The sequence below is a fragment of the Stenotrophomonas sp. SKA14 genome (genome assembly GCF_000158575.1).
Classification (GTDB): domain Bacteria; phylum Pseudomonadota; class Gammaproteobacteria; order Xanthomonadales; family Xanthomonadaceae; genus Stenotrophomonas; species Stenotrophomonas forensis.
This window is the reverse complement of record NZ_DS999412.1, coordinates 3,802,701-3,823,163: the sequence shown is the minus strand read 5'-3', so window position 1 is coordinate 3,823,163 and position 20,463 is coordinate 3,802,701. Positions and strand designations below refer to the sequence as shown.

At 68.2% G+C, this 20,463-nt stretch carries 15 protein-coding genes; 11 read left to right on the top strand and 4 right to left on the bottom strand.

The window, feature by feature from the left end; genetic code table 11:
* Position 1: 1 nt before the first annotated feature.
* The 5 genes from SSKA14_RS17285 to dapE are packed head-to-tail and all read left to right on the top strand — an operon-like array spanning position 2 to position 6,086.
* Positions 2–2,629, top strand: a complete 2,628-nt coding sequence (locus SSKA14_RS17285; RefSeq protein ID WP_008264521.1) for a [protein-PII] uridylyltransferase — start codon at positions 2–4, stop codon at positions 2,627–2,629.
* A complete protein-coding gene (gene dapD, locus SSKA14_RS17280) occupies positions 2,629–3,690 on the top strand; it encodes a 2,3,4,5-tetrahydropyridine-2,6-dicarboxylate N-succinyltransferase (protein ID WP_008268818.1) in 1,062 nt (353 codons plus the stop codon). Before SSKA14_RS17285 ends, dapD begins: the two co-directional genes overlap by 1 nt.
* A gap of 2 nt (positions 3,691–3,692) precedes the next feature.
* Positions 3,693–4,559 (top strand): hypothetical protein, encoded by an 867-nt coding sequence (locus SSKA14_RS17275; protein ID WP_008266512.1) that lies wholly within the window; start codon positions 3,693–3,695, stop codon positions 4,557–4,559.
* 31 nt (positions 4,560–4,590) lie between these two features.
* Positions 4,591–4,962 carry an arsenate reductase gene (locus tag SSKA14_RS17270; RefSeq protein ID WP_008266886.1) on the top strand — a complete coding sequence of 124 codons (372 nt, stop codon included), beginning with the start codon at positions 4,591–4,593 and terminating at the stop codon, positions 4,960–4,962.
* Positions 4,959–6,086 (top strand): succinyl-diaminopimelate desuccinylase, encoded by a 1,128-nt coding sequence (gene dapE, locus SSKA14_RS17265; RefSeq protein WP_008265383.1) that lies wholly within the window; start codon positions 4,959–4,961, stop codon positions 6,084–6,086. The genes SSKA14_RS17270 and dapE overlap by 4 nt, the downstream gene beginning before the upstream one ends.
* A 54-nt stretch (positions 6,087–6,140) precedes the next feature.
* Here the strand turns inward: dapE and SSKA14_RS17260 are convergent, their stop codons facing one another.
* Positions 6,141–7,025 (bottom strand): tetratricopeptide repeat protein, encoded by an 885-nt coding sequence (locus tag SSKA14_RS17260; RefSeq protein ID WP_008267312.1) that lies wholly within the window; start codon positions 7,023–7,025, stop codon positions 6,141–6,143.
* Positions 7,026–7,371: 346 nt separating this feature from the next.
* Between SSKA14_RS17260 and asnB the strand changes: the two genes are divergently transcribed.
* The gene (asnB, locus tag SSKA14_RS17255; protein WP_008268785.1) at positions 7,372–9,063 is read left to right on the top strand and encodes an asparagine synthase B; all 1,692 of its coding nucleotides are present in this window, start codon (positions 7,372–7,374) and stop codon (positions 9,061–9,063) included.
* A 31-nt stretch (positions 9,064–9,094) separates the two neighbouring features.
* Here asnB and SSKA14_RS17250 read toward each other — a convergent pair whose 3' ends face one another.
* Positions 9,095–11,422: a penicillin acylase family protein gene (locus tag SSKA14_RS17250; RefSeq protein ID WP_040008282.1), complete on the bottom strand. Its 2,328-nt coding sequence runs from the start codon at positions 11,420–11,422 to the stop codon at positions 9,095–9,097.
* Between the two features lie 123 nt (positions 11,423–11,545).
* On the opposite strand from SSKA14_RS17250, the gene bfr reads away from it, so the two are divergent.
* Positions 11,546–12,034, top strand: coding sequence for a bacterioferritin (bfr, locus tag SSKA14_RS17245; protein ID WP_004151115.1), 489 nt, complete (start codon positions 11,546–11,548; stop codon positions 12,032–12,034).
* Positions 12,035–12,373: 339 nt separating this feature from the next.
* Here the strand turns inward: bfr and parC are convergent, their stop codons facing one another.
* Together parC and SSKA14_RS17235 are read right to left on the bottom strand one after the other, a co-directional pair.
* On the bottom strand, positions 12,374–14,617 hold the full coding sequence (gene parC / locus SSKA14_RS17240) for a DNA topoisomerase IV subunit A (RefSeq protein ID WP_006427619.1): 2,244 nt from the start codon (positions 14,615–14,617) through the stop codon (positions 12,374–12,376).
* 60 nt (positions 14,618–14,677) lie between these two features.
* Positions 14,678–15,559 (bottom strand): helix-turn-helix transcriptional regulator, encoded by an 882-nt coding sequence (locus SSKA14_RS17235; protein WP_049456750.1) that lies wholly within the window; start codon positions 15,557–15,559, stop codon positions 14,678–14,680.
* A 172-nt stretch (positions 15,560–15,731) separates the two neighbouring features.
* Here SSKA14_RS17235 and emrR point away from each other — a divergent pair, with 172 nt between their 5' ends.
* The 4 genes from emrR to emrB are packed head-to-tail and all read left to right on the top strand — an operon-like array spanning position 15,732 to position 20,455.
* Positions 15,732–16,175 carry a multidrug efflux system transcriptional regulator EmrR gene (emrR, locus tag SSKA14_RS17230; protein ID WP_005408766.1) on the top strand — a complete coding sequence of 148 codons (444 nt, stop codon included), beginning with the start codon at positions 15,732–15,734 and terminating at the stop codon, positions 16,173–16,175.
* Positions 16,172–17,665, top strand: coding sequence for a multidrug efflux transporter outer membrane subunit EmrC (emrC, locus tag SSKA14_RS17225; protein WP_008265781.1), 1,494 nt, complete (start codon positions 16,172–16,174; stop codon positions 17,663–17,665). Before emrR ends, emrC begins: the two co-directional genes overlap by 4 nt.
* Before the next feature lie 11 nt (positions 17,666–17,676).
* A complete protein-coding gene (gene emrA, locus SSKA14_RS17220; RefSeq protein WP_006427716.1) occupies positions 17,677–18,858 on the top strand; it encodes a multidrug efflux MFS transporter periplasmic adaptor subunit EmrA in 1,182 nt (393 codons plus the stop codon).
* Positions 18,859–18,865: 7 nt separating this feature from the next.
* Positions 18,866–20,455, top strand: a complete 1,590-nt coding sequence (emrB, locus tag SSKA14_RS17215; RefSeq protein ID WP_006427717.1) for a multidrug efflux MFS transporter permease subunit EmrB — start codon at positions 18,866–18,868, stop codon at positions 20,453–20,455.
* Positions 20,456–20,463: the final 8 nt, after the last annotated feature.

Below are 20,463 nucleotides of genomic sequence, written 5' to 3'. Positions count from 1 at the left end.
GATGCTGCCGGCGAGTTCGCTGCTGGACACGCCGGCCGCGTCGCTCAACGACCCGGACTGGGCTGCTGCCGCGCGCCAGGCGCTGCAGCAGGCCGACGCGCGCCTGTACCGCCGCTTCGACCAGGGCGACAACATCGAACGCCTGCTGGCGCTGCGCGCGCGCGCTGCCGACCATCTGATCCGCCTGGCCTGGCAGCGCTGCGTGCCGGCCGACAGTGGCCTGTCACTGTTTGCGGTGGGCGGCTACGGCCGCGGCGAACTGTTCCCGCGTTCGGACATCGACCTGCTGGTGTTCGGCGATCCGCCGGCACAGCTGGCCCGCGAGCCCGCACTGGCGCGCCTGTTCGCGCTGCTGTGGGACTGCGGATTGGCCGTCAGCCATGCGGTGCGTTCGGCATCGCAGTGCCGCGAGGCGGCAGCTGACCAGACCGTGCTGACCGCGCTGATCGAGGCGCGTCCGATCCTGGCCGATGATGCCGCGCGCCGCGCCCTGCGCGAGGCCATCGACGACCGCGAGCTGTGGTCGGCGCGTACGTTCTTCCTGGCCAAGCTGGAAGAACTGCGCAACCGCCACCAGCGCTTCGGCGATACCGCCGACAACCTGGAGCCGGACCTGAAGGATGGCCCCGGCGGCCTGCGCGATCTCAACACGCTGGGCTGGATGGCGTTGCGTGCCTTCGGCGTGCGCGACCTGGAGGCCCTGGTTGGGCTCGGCCATCTGGGCGCCGACGAAGCCGCGGCGTTGAAGCGCGAACGTGCCGTGCTGGCGCGGTTGCGCTTTGGCCTGCACCTGGTCGCGCGCCGCCCGGAAGAGCGCCTGCGCTTTGATTACCAGAAGACCCTGGCCGCGCGCCTGGGCTTCGAAGACGATGCCGAGAACCTCGGTGTCGAAAAAATGATGCAGGGCTTCTACCGCGCCGCGCTGGTGGTGCGCCGGATCAGCGACCGCCTGCTGCAGCGCTTCGAGGAACAGTTCGATGGCGAGGCCCAGCCGGAACCGCTGACCGTGGGCTTTTCCCTGCGCCGTGGCTACCTGGCCGCAAACGAGGCCGACTGGCCGCGCGGCGACATCGGCCAGGTGTTCGCACTGTTTTCCAGCTGGGCCAACAACCCGCAGGTGCGCGGCCTGCATTCGCTGACCGCGCGCGCGCTGGCCGAAGCGCTGCCCGTGCTGCCGGCCTACGACGTGGCCGACGCCGATGCACGCGAGCAGTTCCTGGCGTTGCTGCGTGGCCAGCGCCCGGTCGACACGCTTTCGCGCATGGCGCGACTGGGCGTGCTCGGGCAGTGGATTCCCGCGTTCGCCCAGGTCAGTGGGCGCATGCAGTTCGATCTGTTCCATGTCTACACCGTCGACCAGCACACGCTGATGGTCCTGCGCAACATCGGCCAGTTCGCCAGCAGCCGTGCCGACGAGCGATTCTCGATCGCGCACGAAGTGTGGCCACGCCTGCGCAAGCCGGAACTGCTGCTGCTGGCCGGCCTGTTCCATGACATCGCCAAGGGCCGTGGCGGCGACCATTCGGAGCTGGGTGCGGTGGACGCGCGCGCGTTCTGCCAGGCGCATGCGCTGAGTGGCACCGATACCGAGCTGGTGGCATGGCTGGTCGAGCAGCACCTGCGCATGTCGGTGACGGCGCAGAAGCAGGACATCGCCGATCCGGTGGTGATCCATCGCTTCGCCACCCTGGTCGGCAGCCGCGACCGCCTCGACTACCTGTACCTGCTGACCTGTGCCGACATCGCCGGCACCAGCCCGAAGCTGTGGAACGCGTGGAAGGACCGCCTGCTGGCCGATCTCTATTTCGCCACCCGGCGCGCGCTGCGCGAAGGGCTGGAACATCCGGTGCCGGCGGCCGAGCGCGTGGCCGAGGCGCGTGACAGCGTGCGCGCGCTGGTGCGCGAGCAGGGCTACGACGATGCCACCATCGACCGCCAGTTCGCGGTGATGCCCGACGAAGGTTTCATCCGGCTGCGGCCGGAGCAGCTGGCCTGGCAGGCGGCCGCGCTGGTGCCGGTGAAGCAGGGCCAGGCACTGGTGAAGGTGCGCCGGATCAGCGTCGACGACCCGGCGCTGGAAGTGTTCGTGCATTCGCCGGACCGCGACGGCCTGTTCGCCGCCATCGTGATGACCCTGGACCGCAAGGGCTATGGCATCCACCGCGCACGCGTGCTGGATGGCCCTGCCGATACCATCTTCGATACTTTCGAGGTGAACCCGGCCGATACCTTCGCCGATGGCAGCAGCGCCAACCTGGAGGCTGCGCTGCGCGAGGCGCTCGGCGGTGACCTGACCCGCCTGCGGCCTTCGCGCCGGGTGGTGCCACGTCAGCTGCGCCATTTCCGCTTTGCCCCGCGCATCGAGTTCCGCGATGAGCCCGGCGCGACCCGTTTTGCCCTGGTCGCCCCCGACCGTCCCGGCCTGCTGGCCGACGTGGCGTTCGTGCTGCGCAACCAGGGCCTGCGCGTGCATGACGCGCGCATTGCCACATTCGGCGAACGCGCCGAAGACACTTTCGTGATCAGTGACGAACACGACCTCCCCCTGACTGAACCTGCCCGGCAGCAGCTGCATGACGCGATGCTGGCCTGCCTGGACCCTGATCGAAACGCCGGAGACCCCGCCTGATGGCCACCAAGACCGCCAAGAAAACCGCCGCGACCCCGAAGGCCGCTGCGGCCAAGAAACCTGCCGCCGCGCCGGCCGCGAAGAAGGCCGCTGCGCCGAAGAAGGCCGCTGCGGTGAAGGCTCCGGCAAAGAAGGTGGCTGCACCGAAGAAGGCGCCGACCAAGAGCGCCGAAGCCGCACGCGCCGAAACCATTGCCCGCAAGTCGCTGCGCAAGCCGGCCGCGCCGGGCGTGGAAGAGCTGAAGTTCGGCATCGAGAGCGCCTTCGAGCGCCGCGCCACGCTGACCCTGCACGAGCTGGAAGGCTCGACCAAGCCACTGGTGAACCGGGTGATCGACGGCCTGGAAAGCGGCGAGTTCCGGGTTGCCGAGCCGGACGGCCACGGTGGCTGGAAGGTCAACGAGTGGCTGAAGAAGGCGGTGCTTCTGTACTTCCGCGTCAACGACATGGCGGTGGTCGATGCGCGCCCGGCACCGTTCTGGGACAAGGTCGAATCGCGTTTCGCCGGTTATGACGAAGCGAAGTTCCGCCGTGGCGGCGTGCGCGTGGTGCCGGGCGCGATCGCCCGCCGCGGTACGTACTTCGGCAAGGACGTGGTGCTGATGCCGAGCTTCACCAACATCGGTGCCTATGTCGGCGAAGGCACCATGGTCGATACCTGGGCCACCGTCGGCTCCTGCGCGCAGATCGGCCAGCACTGCCACCTGTCCGGCGGCGCCGGCATCGGCGGGGTGCTGGAACCGCTGCAGGCCAGCCCGACCATCATCGAGGACCACTGCTTCATCGGTGCGCGTTCGGAAGTGGTGGAAGGCGTGGTGGTCGGCCACCACAGCGTGATTGGCATGGGCGTGTTCCTCAGCCAGAGCACGCGCATCTACAACCGCGCCACCGGCGAGATCAGCTACGGCTACATCCCGCCGTACAGCGTGGTGGTGTCCGGTTCGCTGCCGAGCAAGGACGGCACCCACTCGCTGTACTGCGCGGTGATCGTCAAGCAGGTCGATGCCAAGACCCGCAGCAAGACCAGCGTGAACGACCTGCTGCGCGGCTTGGCCGACTGAAGGTGACGGCGCCGGAAGACCTGGCGCAGTCCGCGATCTACCGGCATCCGTCCGACACCCTGTTCGGGCGGATGCTGCCGCGCCTGCTGCATGCCCCGCGCTGGACCCGGCTGCGGCGTGCGCTGTCGCGGCGCTGGCCGCTGCCGGCGCTGGTCAGCGATGTGCGCGACGTGGTGTATGTGAGCTGGTGGGTCGATGCGCGCCATGCACCGCCGCCGCCGCCGGGCCATCACTACGTCGTGCGTGAAGGGCGTACGCCGTACACCATCCTCAGCTACCGTCACGGGCACTTCGGCCCCGCGCTGGCCGGCCCGCTGCGCGCGCTGATGCCCTCGCCACGCCAGAGCAACTGGCGCTGGTACCTGCGCCGGGACGATGATCCGGACGGGACGCCGGTGGTGCTGTTCGACCGCAACGTGATGGACCAGCTGGCCTTCGTAGCCGGTGCACGCGCGTTCAGCGATGCGATGCAGCCGCATCTGTCCACGCGTTTCGAACACCAGGTACGCGCCGATGGCGGCGGGCAGACCCGGATCGAAGGCGGGCAGGGGAGTGCGCCGGCGCTGCATCTGCAGTGGCGCACCGCTGCGGGATGGGACGATGCCGGCTGGGCGGCGGCCTTCGGCGAACATCCGGACCTGCTGCGATTCCTGACCTGCCAGGACGAGGCCATCGCACGTACCTGCGATGGGCGCTGGGCCAGCACCCGCATCGATCTACCGGTGGATATCACCCAGCTGCAACCGCTGCAGCTGGAGGGCGGAGCGCACTGTCCGCACCTGCAGGCAATGGGCGTGAACCTGGCCGAGGCGCTGGCGTTGCGGCTGCCGGCGGTGCCGTTCCGGGTCGTGTCCGAGCGTCTGTTGTGAGATTCTGGCCCTCTGTTTTCCAGCATCACAGATGGCCATGAGCACCACTGTCTACGGTTTGAAGAACTGCGATACCTGCAAGAAGGCGACCAAGTGGCTGGACCGCTTCGGCGTGCCGTACACCTTCGTCGACTACCGCGACAACAAGCCCAGCCCGGAAACCCTGCTGGAATGGGCCGCGCAGCTGGGCGGCCTGGCGGCGATGGTGAACAAGTCCTCCACCACCTGGCGGCAGCTGCCGGACAACCGCAAGGCGGCCGAGTCCGATGCCGAATGGAAGCTGCTGCTGCGTGAGTACCCGCAGCTGATCAAGCGCCCGGTGGTGGTGACCGCCGACGGTACGGTCAGCCAGGGCTTCAGTGACAACGGCTTCAAGGCACGCTTCGGCGTGGGCGGCGCATGAGTGCCGTCCTCGACCTGACCTGCGAGCTGATCGCACGCCCCTCGGTGACGCCGGACGATGCCGGCTGCCAGGCGTTGCTGGCGGCACGCCTGAAGCAGGCCGGGTTCCACTGCGATCACCTGCGCCTGGGCGAGGTCGACAACCTGTGGGCGACCCACGGCCACGGCGCGCCGGTGCTGGTGCTGCTGGGACACACCGACGTGGTGCCGCCCGGTCCCCGCGAGGCATGGGCGAGCGACCCGTTCATGCCGACGATCCGTGACGGCGTGCTGTATGGCCGTGGCACGGCCGACATGAAGGGCAGCGTGGCTGCGTTCGTGGTCGCCGCCGAGCAGTTCGTGGCCGCGCATCCCGATCATCCCGGCACGCTGGCGGTGCTGTTGACCAGCGACGAAGAAGGGGATGCGATCGATGGCGTGCGCCATGTGGCACGCCTGTTCGCCGAGCGTGGCCAGCGCATCGACTGGTGCATCACCGGAGAGCCGTCGTCGACGGCGACGCTGGGTGACTTGTTGCGGGTCGGCCGTCGCGGCAGCCTGTCGGCCAAGCTGCGCGTGCAGGGCGTGCAGGGGCATGTGGCGTATCCGGAAAAGGCGCGCAATCCCATCCACCAGGCCGCGCCGGCACTGGCCGAACTGAGTGCGCGGCGTTGGGACGAGGGCTACGAAAGCTTCCCGCCGACCAGCCTGCAGATCTCCAACATCCATGCCGGCACGGGCGCCAATAACGTGATTCCCGGTGAGCTGGAGGTGGATTTCAACATCCGCTACAACCCGCACTGGGACGCGCCGAAGCTGGAGGCGGAGATCGCCGCACTGCTCGACCGGCATGGCCTGCAGTACACGCTGAAGTGGCATCGCAGCGGCGAGCCGTTCTACACCCCGGAAGGTACCTTGCGCGCCACTGCGCGTGCCGTGCTGGCCGAACACATCGGTCGTGCGCCGGAGGAAAGCACGGGCGGTGGCACCTCCGACGCGCGCTTCATCGCACGGCTGGGTGCGCAGTGCATCGAAGTGGGGCCGGTCAACGCCAGCATCCACCAGGTGGACGAGAACGTGCGCGTGGACGAGCTGGAAGCACTGCCGGGGTTGTACCAGCGGCTGGTGGAACGGCTGCTGGTGTGAGGAGGGTGGGTGCCGACCTTTGGTCGGCACGCTTCCGGCTGAGGCTGCTTTCTACTACTCCGAGAAAATGAAGAACGGCGGCTCCACCGCTTTTTTCCAATAGTCCGGCGCGGCCATGTAGAAGTGCTGCGCCTCGGCCCTGGCGAACCAGCGCGTCGCTGCTTCCGTGTCCTTCTCCACTCCCGGCGCAGCGCGCCCCAGCAACAGCCCAGCGAAGTACTGGCCGAACACATTGCCCTGCTCACCGGCGCGCTGGTACAGCTGCAGGGCACGCGCCGGATCGCGCGGCAGGCCCACGCCTCTTTCCAGCAGCGCGCCCAGGTCGACCTGCGCTTCGGCATCGCCGTGCTCGGCGCGTCGCTGGATGCGGGCCACCAACGGGTGCACGGTACCGGCCTGCGCGGCCACCGCGTCCGGCAGTCGTGAGGAACGGCTTGGATAGCGGTGGTAGATCATCGCGCGCAGGTCCCAGCGCAATGCCAGCTGCGCGTCGCTGCGCGCGCGATAGGCAGTGGCGAGTTCATGGAACGCGTAGGGATTACCGTGGTTGGCCGCTGCCAGGTAGGCGCGTTCGCCACGTCGCCACGACGCACGCAGAACCGGTGCAGGATCGATATGGGGGCTGTCGGCATGCCGCAGCGTGCCGGACGTCCAGATCCGGCCCAGTGCTTCTTCCGCCTTGGTGTTGTGGAAGTTCCAGGGCGTGATCGCTGCGGCGCGCTGGTAGTACGTGATCGCACGCGGATCGTTGAAGCGCTCGAAGGTCTGCGCGGTGTCCCAGGCACCGTCGAAGCTGCCGTCGGTGCCGCGTTGCTCCAGGCTTTGCAGCTGGGCTGGCGGCAGGGGCGAGGGCGGGGGCACGGTCTGGCATGCGGCCAGGCCCAGGCCCAGGCAGAGCAGGGCGGCCAGCGCCCCGGTGCGTCCATTGCGGTGTTGCATTCCAGTTACACATTTCAGGGCGGGCCATTATGCGCCGCCAGGCGGTCCGGCTGGTTGCCGACGCAACTGTTGCACCGTGCCGGAAACCGGGGTAGGGTCGATGGCATGTCAATCCGCCTGGCCACCGCCGTCAACAACAACAACCGCAATAATCTGCGCGCGAATAATCGTGCGCGGCCGATGCGGGACTGCGCCCTGGGTAGATAGACAGCAACATACGCCCGGACACCAGAAAACCCGCATCGGCCGATGCGGGTTTTTTTGTGCCCGGGCGCAGCCCGACCCGGGCCTGGATGGCCGGTCGAACACCTTCCCACCCGTGAAATCCCCCAACAGGAGCTCCGCCATGTGTTCGATCTTCGGAATCTTCGGCCTGCAGGCCGGTGACGATCTTCCTTCCCTGCGCCGCCACGCGCTGGAACTGTCGCAGCGCCAGCGCCACCGCGGCCCGGACTGGAGCGGCGTGTACCTCGACGAAGGCGCACTGCTGGTCCACGAGCGGCTGGCCATCGTCGATCCGGCCGGCGGCTCGCAGCCGTTGCTGTCGGCCGACGGCCAGCTGGCCCTGGCGGTGAACGGCGAGATCTACAACCACCAGCAGCTGAAGGCCGCGCTGACCACCGCCTATGACTTCCAGACCGGCTCGGACTGTGAAGTGATCAACGCGCTGTACCGTCAGGGCGGATCGCCGGCGCAGTGGCTGGAGCAGCTCAACGGTATCTTTGCCTTCGCGCTGTGGGACCGCGACAACGGACGCGTGCTGGTGGCGCGTGACCCGGTCGGCGTGGTGCCGCTGTACTGGGGCCATGATGCGCAGGGTCGCCTGCGCGTGGCCTCGGAAATGAAGGCGCTGGTGGACACCTGTGCCGACGTCGCGCAGTTCCCGCCGGGGCACTATTTCGACAGCGCCCGTGGCGAACTGGTGCGCTACTACCAGCAGCCGTGGCGCGAGTACGCGGATGTGCAGGGCCGCCAGGCCGACCTGGCCGAGCTTCGCCAGGCCTTCGAGCATGCGGTCGAACGCCAGCTGATGAGTGACGTGCCGTACGGCGTGCTGTTGTCCGGTGGCCTCGATTCCTCGCTGGTCGCCGCCGTGGCCGCACGCTACGCACGCCGTCGCATCGAGGACGGTGGGCAGACCGAAGCCTGGTGGCCGCGCCTGCACTCGTTTGCGATCGGCCTGAAGGGCTCGCCCGACCTAGCCGCTGCTGCGGTTGCCGCCGAAGCGCTGGGCACCGTGCACCACGGTTTCGAATACACCTTCGAGGAGGGGCTGGATGCACTGCCGGAAGTGATCCGCCACATCGAGACCTATGACGTCACCACCATCCGCGCATCGACGCCGATGTTCCTGCTGGCGCGGCGGATCAAGGCGATGGGGGTGAAGATGGTGCTGTCCGGCGAAGGCAGCGACGAGATCTTCGGTGGCTACCTGTACTTCCACAAGGCGCCGGATGCGCGCGAATTCCACGATGAACTTGTGCGCAAGCTCGATGCCCTGCACAACTACGACTGCCTGCGCGCCAACAAGTCGATGATGGCCTGGGGCGTGGAGCCGCGCGTGCCGTTCCTGGATCGCGAATTCCTCGACGTGGCGATGCGTTTCGACGCCGCGCACAAGATGGTCGGTGCCGGGTTCGGTGGCCGTCGCATCGAGAAGGCGGTGCTGCGCGAGGCGTTCGACGGCTACCTGCCGGACAGCATCCTGTGGCGGCAGAAGGAACAGTTCAGCGATGGCGTCGGCTACGGCTGGATCGACGGGCTGAAGGCGCATGCCGAAGCACAGGTGAGCGACCGTGTGCTGGCGGCCGCGGACAAGCGCTTCGCGCACAACCCGCCGCAGACCAAGGAGGCGTACTACTACCGCCACCTGTTTGAGCAGTTCTTCCCCAGCCGTGCGGCCGCCGAAACCGTACCGGGCGGCAAGTCCATCGCCTGTTCGTCGCCGGCCGCGATTGCATGGGATGCCAGCTTCGCGGCAGCGGCCGATCCGTCCGGGCGTGCGATTGCCGGCGTACACGAACAGGCACTGGCCTAGCGCCGGAGGCAGTGCCGGCCGCTGGCCGGCATTACCGTGCAGGCACCAGCGTCATCACATGCTGGGCCTTGCCCGGCAGGAACGGGGTCGGGCGGCCATGCACCCAGTCTTCGTGGCCGGCACCCCAATAGGGGGACAGCGGATGGCCGCTCTGGCCGCCGGGCATGTGCACGATGCCGTCGGCCTCGTGGCCGGGCGAGACCACCATCCGCTCGGAGGCGCCGAAATTCGGCGTCTGCACGCGCGGCATGTCGCGGTCGCCGGGCAGGCGATCGGCCGGCATGCACAGCCAGCGCTTTGCGAAGTCCGGCAGCGCGCGTGCGATCGGATGGCAGATCGCCGCGGTGTTGCGTTCGCCCCAGCTGCGCTGGGCCAGCGGGCCCTGTTTGGACAGTTCGGCCTCGGTACGCCGTGCCGCATCGACCAGCAGTGCGTCCCAGCTGTCGAAGGCGGGGGGCAGCAGGTTGGCCGGGCGCTGCTGCAGCATCGGCCAGGCGACGCCTTCCAGCTGCGCCAGCCGCGGATCCAGGTAGTCCTCTCCCAGCCGAGCGTTGGCCGGGGCCAGTAGCGCATCGGACAGCGTCTGCATCACCTGCGAGCGGAACTCGCGCACCACCCGGTAGCTGACCGAGCTGACCGAGGCGCGGCCGCCCCATTGATGGCTGACCTCTCCCAACCGCTTCAACGCAGGATCGTCACTGCGTTCGATGACGTCGTGCAGCAGTGCCCACCAGCGTTGCAGGAACACCGCGCGGTCGTCGAGCTGGATTGCCAGCAGGTCGTGCTCGTCGAAGCGCTCCTGGATGGCCAGCAGGTCGCGGATCTGCCGCGCACGTGCACCGAGGTCATAACCACCATGGCCGACGCTGGCCAATGCCTCGCCGTCGAGGACGCGGCCGTTGGCGGTCCACAGGCGATGGCTGGGTGGGTCGATCAGTGCCGGTGCCGCATCGCTGCGGATCGGCCAAGGCGCACAGTCCTGGTTGCTGGCGGCATTGAAGCCGGCCGGTGCACAGCCGGGACCGCGGTCGGGACGGGCGCCGATCAGGCGCCAGGCGATGCGTCCGCTGCGGTCGCCGATCACCAGGTTCTGTGCCGGGATGCCGGCCTGGTCGGCGAAGTGCAGGGCACCGTCCAGATCGCCGGCACGGGCCAGGTCACCAAAGTCCAGGCGCACCGCACCCGGCAGGTGTGCGACCCAGCGCAGGGCATCGCTGCTGCCATCGGCATGCGTGTGCAGGATCGGTCCCCAGGCGGTTTCGCGCACCGGGAACAGCACGTCGGCCTGGCCCGCCACCGCGATGCGCTCGTCATGCACGGTGACCGCCGCGTTGGCCGGTTCAGTGCGGTAGTCCGCCGTGTCGATGTAGCTGTTGGTGAAGCCCCAGGCAACGTGCCCGTTGCTGCCGACGATCACCGCCGGCAGGCCGGGCAACGAGAAACCGGTGACATCGACCTGGCCGCCCGCGGCCTGCGGGTCGGGGTAGCGCAGGCGCACGCGGAACCACAGCCCCGGTGCGCGCAGGCCCAGGTGCATGTCATCGGCGACGATGGCGCGGCCGTCGGCGGTCAGTGCACCGGATACGGCGAAGTTGTTGCTGCCGACCGCATCGGCCTCTTCCTGCCGGGTGCCCGGCTTTCCCTGCAATGTGCGCAGATCAAGCTGGCTGGCGTCGGGCAGCACGGCATTGCCGGTCGGTTCGCCGAACAGGGGCGCATCCCATTCGCTGCCATCGTGGGCGAGCAGGGCGTACAGCGCCGGCGGCACGACCGCGCGGATGCGGCTCAGCGCCAGTTCGGTCTGGTTGCCCGGGTCCTGCAGGTCGGCGTACATGGCCAGCCCGGTGAGCACGCTGTCGCTGGCCTGCCAGGGCTGCGGCGCCTGCCGCAGCAGCAGGTACGCCCATGGCCGTACCGGGAGTGCGGCCAGTCCCTCATTGACGCCGGCCACGTAGGCGCCCACGGCCTCGCTGTTACTGCCCAGCGCGGCCTGCATGTTCGCCTCGGTATGCGCGCGCAGGCGGTGCACGCGCATGCGCTTGTCGGCGTCGATGGCCTTCGGCCCGAACAGCGCTGACAGCTCGCCAGCGGCACTGCGCCGCATCAGGTCCATCTCGAAATAGCGTTCCTGCGCATGCACGCGGCCCAGCGCACGCATCGCGTCGGCCTGGCTGCCGGCGGTGATGGTGACCACGCCCAGCGCGTCGCGCTCGACGGTGACCGGCTTGGCCAGGCCCGGCAGCGCATGCTCGCCGTCCAGGTCGGCCAGGCTGCCGCGCAGCAGCAGCCACAGCACCAGAACGGTGACCAGCACGATGGCGATCAATACGCCCAGCACCCAACGCCATGTACGTCGCATCGCACGTCCTTTCCACGCTCGAGGGTCGATTGTAGCCGCAGGCGCAACTGCGACTGATTCCGATTAGATCACCGTCGCCGGAAATGCGTCACCCTATGCCGCATCGATTCACAGGAGCCCCCCATGAAAGGCAACCCGGACGTCATCGCCTGCCTGAAGGAACTGCTGCGCGGCGAACTTGCTGCCCGCGACCAGTACTTCATCCATTCCCGCCGCTACGAGGACCAGGGCCTGTTCGCGTTGTACGAACGCCTGAACCACGAGATGGAAGAAGAGACCCAGCACGCCGACGCGCTGCTGCGCCGCATCCTGTTCCTGGGCGGCGACCCGGACATGCGCCCGCATGCCACCGAGCCGGGCAAGACCGTGGAGGAGATGCTGCAGAAGGATCTGGATACTGAATACGCGGTTCGGAACAATCTCGCCGCTGGCATGAAGCTGTGCGAAGAGAAGGGTGACTACGTGAGCCGCGACATGCTGCTGGCGCAGCTGAAGGACACCGAGGAAGACCATGCCTGGTGGTTGGAGCAGCAGCTGGGCCTGATCAAGCGCATCGGCCTGGAGCTGTACCAGCTGAGCAAGATCGACGGCAACGGCGCCCCGGCGCACTGAGCCGGCGCCGCCGCCCCGGTAGAGCCGACCGCTGGTCGGCTGCTCTTCAAAAAGCAGCCGACCAGCGGTCGGCTCTACCAGGAGCCAGAAGCAGCCGGCCAGCGGTCGGCTCTACCAGAAGAAGCACAGCGTTCTGTCGCCCGCCAGCACCGGAGCATCGCCAGCCAGCCTTCGCCCGCCAGCTGCTCCACCGCCCGCCAGCCGACAACGAAAAAGCCGGGGCATGCCCCGGCTTTTTCGTGTCTGACGTCCCTGGATTCCGGTAGTGCCGGCCGCTGGCCGGCAACGTTGGAACCGAGCAACATTCAGCAGTTGCCGGCCAGCGGCCGGCACTACCGGTCACTCCACCGACAGGCCTTCTACCTTCTGCCAGCCACGCGGCAGCAGGTGGCCGCGGGTGGCGCGGGCGCCGAGGTAGGCATCCAGCTCGTTGAACTTCAGGCCCATGGTGCGCTGGCCGCTGCGCACCTGCAGGGTCTGCCCAGGGCTGATCGCCACGATGGCGACCACGCGTTCGGTGGCGAGCTTGGCCTTGGGGATCTCGATGATCTTGTTGCCCTTGCCCTTGTCCAGTTCCGGCAGGTCATTGGCGGCGATCGCCAGCAGGTTGCCCGAGCTGGTCACCGCCACGATGCGATCAGTGGCGACGTTGGCAACCACCGAAGGGATCAGCACCGACGAGCCGGCCGACAGGTTCAGCATCGCCTTGCCGGCCTTGTTGCGGCCGATCAGGTTCTCGAAGCGGGTGACGAAGCCGTAGCCATGGCTGGAGGCCAGCACGAAGCGCGTCTCCGGTTCGGCACTGGCCAGGGTGACGAAGCTGGTGCCCGGCGCCGGCGAGAAGCGGCCGGTCAGCGGTTCACCGTTGCCGCGCGCCGAAGGCAGGGTATGCACCGGCGTCGAGTAGGCGCGGCCCTCGCTGTCAAGGAACGCGACCTGCTGGGTACTGCGCGCGCGCACCGCGCCCTGCAGGGCGTCGCCATCGCGGTAGGACAGGGCGGACGCATCGACGTCGTGGCCCTTGGCGGCACGGATCCAGCCCTTCTCCGACAGCACGACGGTCATCGGCTCGCTCGGCACCAGCTCGGTCTCGTCGATGGCCTGCGCGGCCTGGCGCTGCACCAGCGGCGAACGGCGTGCGTCGCCGAACTTCTTGGCGTCGGCGGTCAGTTCGTCGCGGATCAGCTTCTTCAGCTTGGCCTTGCTGTCGAGGATGCCGAGGATCTTCTCGCGCTCCTTGGCCAGCTCGTCCTGCTCGCCGCGGATCTTCATCTCTTCCAGGCGGGCCAGCTGCTTCAGCTTGGTTTCCAGGATGTACTCGGCCTGGTCGTCGGACAGGCCGAAGCGCGCGATCAGCGCTGCCTTCGGTTCGTCCTCGGTACGGATGATGTGGATCACCTCGTCCAGGTTGAGGAAGGCGACCAGCAGGCCTTCCAACAGGTGCAGGCGGCGCTCGACCTTCTGCAGGCGGTGCTGCAGGCGGCGGGTGACGGTATTGCTGCGGAAGGTCAGCCATTCGCTGAGCAGCATCTTCAGGTTCTTCACCTGAGGGCGGCCGTCCAGCCCGATCACGTTGAGGTTGACGCGGTAGCTGCGCTCCATGTCCGTGGTCGCGAACAGGTGGCCCATCAGCTGCTCGGCGTCGACGCGGTTGGAGCGCGGCACCAGCACCACGCGCACCGGGTTGGCGTGGTCGGACTCATCGCGGATGTCCTCCAGCCACGGCAGCTTCTTGGCGCGCATCTGCGCGGCGATCTGCTCGATCACCTTCGACGGCGACACCTGGAACGGCAGCGCTGTGACCACGATGTTGTTGGCTTCCTTGGTGAAGGTCGCACGTGCACGCACGCTGCCGTTGCCGGTCTCGTACATGTTCCGCAGATCGCTGGCCGCGGTGATGATCTCGGCGCTGGACGGGTAGTCCGGGCCCTGCACGTGCTCGCACAGGTCGCGCACGCTGGCCTCGGGGTTGTCCAGCAGGTGCAGCAGCGCGCTGACGATCTCGTTGAGATTGTGCGGTGGCACGTCGGTGGCCATGCCCACGGCGATGCCGGTGGTGCCGTTGAGCAGCAGGTGCGGCAGCCGCGCCGGCATCCAGGTCGGTTCCTGCAGGGTGCCGTCGAAGTTCGGCGCCCAGTCGGTGGTGCCCTGGCCCAGTTCGCCCAGCAGCACTTCGGCGATCGGGGTCAGCTTGGATTCGGTGTAACGCATCGCCGCGAACGACTTCGGGTCGTCGCTGGAGCCGAAGTTGCCCTGGCCCTCGATCAGCGGGTAGCGGTACGAGAAGGGCTGGGCCATCAGAACCAGTGCCTCGTAGCAGGCGCTGTCGCCATGCGGGTGGTATTTACCGATGACGTCACCGACGGTGCGCGCGGACTTCTTCGGCTTGGACGCGGCATTCAGGCCCAGCTCGCTCATCGAATAGATGATGCGGCGCTGCACCGGCTTCAGGCCGTCGCCGATGAACGGCAGGGCGCGGTCCAGGACCACGTACATCGAGTAGTCGAGGTAGGCGCGCTCGGCGTACTCGCGCAGCGGCAGTTGTTCGAATCCGTGGAACACGGGGCGGGCAAGTTCGGTCATGCGGCGTTGTTACCTGTTGTCGGGAGGCGGCGACGGCGGTCGCCGCTCGCAATCCTGTGATTATCCGGATGCGGCGGGGGATGCCAAGCCGCGCGCAGGGTCCAGCCCGGTTTCCAGGCCATGCCCGGCGCGCGCCAGGTAGCGCCCCGGCGGCAACCCGAAGTGGCGGCGGAACACGGTGACGAAGGCACTGGCGCTGCTGAAGCCCAGCGCATGGGCGATATCGGCCACGCTGCGGCCGTCGGTCAGCTGGCGCAGGGCTTCGGACAGGCGGGCCTGCTGCCGCCACTGGGCGAAGCTGAGGGTGGTCTCGTCGCGGAAGTGGCGGGTCAGGCTGCGCGGGGAAAGCCCGGCCCAGTGCGCCCATTCGGCCAGGCTGCGCTCGTCGGACGGGTCGGCCAGCAGCTGCGAGGCGATCTTCAGCAGGCGCCGGTCATGCGGCATCGGCAGGTGCATGCGCTGGCGTGGCGCGGTGCGGATCTCGTCCAGCAGCACGTCGATGATGTGCTGGCGCTCGGGCGTGGTGGCATAGCCCAACGGCCATTCGCAGATGCGGTCGGCCAGCGCCTGGGCCAGCTTGGACAGGCCCAGCACGCACGGATCGGAGGGCAGGGTGGCGCAGGCGGGCGCCGCCAGGGCCATGCCCCAGCCGCGCAACGGCCCGTCGAGGGTGACCGTATGTGGCTCAAGCGGCGGCATCCAGCCGGCCGAACCCGGCGCCAGTGACCAGGTGCCGTGCGAGGTGCGGGTGGTCAGCAGGCCGCGCTCGACGCAGATCAGCTGCGCGCGCTGGTGGTGGTGCCAGTCCACTTCGCGGACCAGGCCCTGCGGGCTGTCGAAGCGGAAGGCGACGACCGGGGGGCCGTCATTGCGCTCGAACCAGTCCAGTGCGTCGTCACGCAGCAGGCGCTTGGGAGGGGGGATTTCTGCCTTGTTCATCATATCCGCTGGCTGAAATGTGTCATCCATTGGCTGGATTGTACTACCGGGCCACCTGACCAGATCATTAAGGTAGGCGCCTTCACTGATCGAGCCCGCTGCTGCAACACAGCATTCGATGCCAGATCGAATATTTCCATTGAGAAATATTTTTTTTGGAAGAGAATGCTCCCCCATGATCTGTCCTGCAACCACTCCCCCCAGCTTCGGCCTGCTGCTGCGCCAGGTGCGCGACGGTCTGGTCCGCCAACTCGACGCGTCCATGGCTGAAGAAGATCTGGGCATCGGCTTCACCCACTACATCGGGCTGAAGGTGCTTTCGCACATGGCCCCCTGTACCGCCAACGAACTGGCCCAGGCCATCGACCAGGTGCCCAGCGCGGTGACCCGCCTGCTGGACAAGCTGGAAGCGCTGGGCTGCGTCCGCCGCGAGCCGCATGCGCAGGACCGGCGTGCACTTCAGATCGTGCTGACCGACGAAGGCCGCGCGTTGTGGGCGCGGCTGAAGCTGCGTGGCGATGCGGTGATGGATTACGCCCTACGCGATCTTTCTGCCGATGAGCGCACGCTGCTGCTGTCCCTCCTTACCCGAATCCGCGATTCACTGACGACCCCATGAACCCGATCCCGCATCCCACTCTCCGCCGGTCCGGGCGCGCGCTGCTGGTGTCAGCGCTGGCCCTGGCCCTGGCCGCCTGCGCCAGCAGCCGCGGCCTCACCCCGCAGGGCCACGTGCTTGAGGTGGACAGCCTGCACAGCGAACGCACCCTGGCCGACACCGACCTGAGCGCCACCGGTTTCCCGGCGCAGGACTGGTGGAAAGCACTGGGCGACGCGCAGCTGGACGCGCTGGTCGCTGAAGGCCTCGCCGGCCACCCGAGCCTCGATGCCGCCGATGCACGCCTGCGCCAGGCCCAGGCCCAGGTCGGTACCGCACGTGCCGATCAGCTGCCCAGCCTGTCGGTCTCCGGTGGCTACACCGGCCTGCGCCTGCCCGAGTCGATGGTCGGCAGCGAGATGGGCGGCCGCTACGGCGGCAGCAGCCAGGTTGCCTTCGACTTCAGCTACGGCGTGGATCTGTGGGGCGGCAAGCGCGCGGCCTGGGAAGCGGCCGTGGATGGCGCGCATGCCGCCACGGTCGAAGCCCAGGCGGCACGCCTGAACCTGTCCACCGGCATCGCCCAGGCTTACGCCGATCTGGCGTATGCGTGGCAGCTCAATGACGTGGCCGAGGAAGAACTGACCCGCTCGCAGAAGTCGCTGCAGCTGACCCGCCAGCGCCGCAGCGCCGGCATCGACAGTGACCTGCAGGTGCGCCAGGCCGAGGCCCGCGTGCCGGCCGCGCAGCAGCAGGTGCTGGCCGCGCAGCAGCGCATCGACGCTGCCCGCACCGCCCTGGCTGCGCTGGTCGGCAAGGGGCCGGACCGGGGCCTGTCGATCCAGCGCCCGCAGCCGTTGAACCCGATGGCACTGCAGCTGCCGGGCGTGCTGCCGAGCGAACTGCTTGGCCGTCGCCCGGATATCGTGGCTGCGCGCTGGCGCGTGGAAGCGGCCGACAAGCAGATCAAGGTCGCCAGGACCAAGTTCTACCCAAGCTTCAACCTGACCGCGCTGGCCGGCGTGGTCGCCCCGAACGTGGGCGACCTGCTGAAGAGCAGTTCCACCTTCGCCTACATCGGCCCGGCGCTGAGCCTGCCGATCTTCGAAGGCGGCAAGCTGCGCGCCAACCTGGCCAACACCGACGCGCAGTACGACCTGGCGGTGGCCAACTACAACCAGGCCGTGCTCGACGCGCTGCGCGACGTCGCCGACCAGGTCAATGCGGTGCGTTCGCTGGCACAGCAGGCGCACGCGCAGCAGCAGGCCGTGGACACCGCACGTTCGGCCTTCGACCTGGCCCAGCAGCGCTACCGCGCTGGCATCGGCAGCTACCTGGACGTGCTGACCGCGCAGTCCACCCTGCTGCAATCGCAGCAGCAGCTGGCCGGCCTGCAGTCGCAGCAGGTGCAGACCTCGGTGCGCCTGAGCAAGGCCTTGGGCGGTGGTTTCCAGCCCGCTGACGCCGACCGCGCCCCGATTGCCTCCCATTCCGATTCCTCGCATTCCTGAAGACCTCCGCCATGAGCCAGACCCAAGACACCGCGGCCCCGGCCGCCTCCAACCGCCGCGGCAACCTGCTGCGCGGCCTGTTCGTGATCGTCGTGCTGCTGCTTGCCGCACTGGCGCTGTGGTACTTCATGTTCGGCCGTTGGTTCGAAGAGACCGACGATGCCTACGTGCAGGGCAACCAGGTGCAGATCACGCCGCTGGTGGCCGGTACCGTGGTCGCCATCAACGCCGATGACGGCATGCGCGTCGAGCGCGGCCAGCTGCTGGTGCAGCTGGACCCGTCCGACACCTCGGTGGCGCTGCAGCAGGCCGAAGCCAACCTGGCCAAGACCGTGCGCCAGACCCGCGGCCTGTACCGCAGCGTGGAAGGCGCGCAGGCAGACTTGAATGCCCGCCAGGTGACCCTGAAGCGCGTGCGCGACGACTTCGCCCGCCGCAAGGACCTGGCCGCCACCGGCGCCATCTCCAACGAAGAACTGGCCCATGCCCGCGATGAGCTGGCGGCCGCCGAAGCAGCCGTGGCCGGTTCGCGTGAGACCGTCGAGCGCAACCGCGCGCTGGTCGACGACACCGTGATCGCCACCCAGCCGGACGTGCAGGCAGCGGCCGCGCAGCTGCGCCAGGCCTTCCTCAACAACGCCCGCGCCGGCATCGTCGCGCCGGTCACCGGCTACGTTGCCCGTCGTTCGGTGCAGGTCGGCCAGCGCGTGCAGCCGGGCAATGCCCTGATGGCCGTGGTGCCGACCGAGCAGATGTGGGTCGAGGCCAACTTCAAGGAAACCCAGCTGCGCCACATGCGCCTCGGCCAGGAAGTGGAGTTGAAGTCCGACCTGTACGCCGGTGACGTGAAGTACAAGGGCCGCATCCAGAGCCTGGGCCTGGGCACCGGTTCGGCGTTCTCGCTGCTGCCGGCGCAGAACGCCAGCGGCAACTGGATCAAGATCGTGCAGCGCGTGCCGGTGCGCATCGCCATCGATGCCAAGCAGCTGGCCGAGCACCCGCTGCGCATCGGCCTGTCGATGAAGGCCGAAGTGAGCCTGCGCGACCAGAAGGGCGAAGTGCTGCCGAGCGCGGCGGCCAAGGGCACGGTGTTCGACACCGACGTGTATGCCAAGCAGCTGCATGATGCCGATGAGGTGATCCACACGATCATCCAGGGCAACCTGCCGCAGCAGCAGGCGAAGGCGGGCTGAGGTCGCCATGTCCGCACAAGCTCCAGCCGCGCCCGGCGCTCCGGGCGCACCGGCGGCGCCAGGTGCGGCCTCCGGGTTCCTGCCACCCAGCGTCGCCCTGTGCACCGTGGGCCTGGCAATGGCGTCGTTCATGCAGGTGCTCGACACCACCATCGCCAACGTCTCGCTGCCGACCATCGCCGGCAATCTCGGTGCCAGTTCGCAGCAGGCGACCTGGGTCATCACCTCGTTCGCGGTCAGCACGGCCATCGCGCTGCCGCTGACCGGCTGGCTCAGCCGCCGTTTCGGAGAGCGCAAGCTGTTCGTCTGGGCCACGCTGGCCTTCGTCATCACCTCGCTGCTGTGCGGCCTGGCGCAGAGCATGGGCATGCTGGTGGTATCGCGCGCGCTGCAGGGCTTCGTGGCCGGCCCGATGTACCCGATCACGCAGTCGCTGCTGGTCTCGATCTATCCGCGCGAAAAACGCGGACAGGCGCTGGCCCTGCTGGCCATGATCACCGTGGTGGCGCCGATCTGCGGCCCCATCCTCGGTGGCTGGATCACCGACAACTACAGCTGGGAATGGATCTTCCTGATCAACGTGCCGCTGGGCATCTTCGCCGCGCTGGTGGTGGGCAACCAGCTGAAGGGGCGCCCGGAGCAGATCGAGAAGCCGAAGATGGACTACGTCGGCCTGATCACCCTGGTGATCGGTGTTGGCGCCCTGCAGCTGGTGCTTGACCTGGGTAACGACGAGGACTGGTTCTCGTCGATGAAGATCGTGGTGCTGGCCTGCGTGGCCGTGGTGGCGCTGACGGTGTTCCTGATCTGGGAACTGACCGACAAGGATCCGATCGTCGACCTGAAGCTGTTCCGCCATCGCAACTTCCGCGCCGGCACGCTGGCGATGGTGGTGGCCTATGCGGCGTTCTTCAGCGTGGCGTTGCTGATCCCGCAGTGGCTGCAGCGTGACATGGGCTACACCGCGATCTGGGCGGGCCTGGCGACCGCGCCGATCGGCATCCTGCCGGTGATCATGACCCCGTTCGTGGGCAAGTACGCATCGCGCTTCGACATGCGCATGCTGGCCACGGTGGCCTTCATCGTGCTGTCGATGACCAGCTTCCTGCGCTCGAACTTCAACCTGCAGGTGGACTACATGCACGTGGCTGGCGTGCAGCTGATCATGGGTATTGGCGTCGCGCTGTTCTTCATGCCGGTGCTGCAGATCCTGCTGTCGGACCTGGATGGTCGCGAGATCGCGGCAGGCTCGGGCCTGGCGACGTTCCTGCGTACGTTGGGCGGCAGCTTCGCGGCGTCGCTGACGACGTGGCTGTGGGCGCGGCGCACCCAGGTGCACCATGCCGACCTGACCGAGCACATCTCGGCCTATCAGCCGGGCATGCAGGACCAGGTGGCGGCAATGGGGCAGGGTGACCTGCAACATGGCGCGGCGGTACTGAACAACATGATCAACCACCAGGCATCGCAGATGGGCTTCAACGACATCTTCTTCCTGCTGGGCTGGATCTTCCTGGCGATCATCGCGTTCCTGTGGCTGGCCAAGCCGCCGTTCGGGGCTGGTGCGGGTGCCGCCTCGGCTGGTGGCGGGCATTGACCGACCGG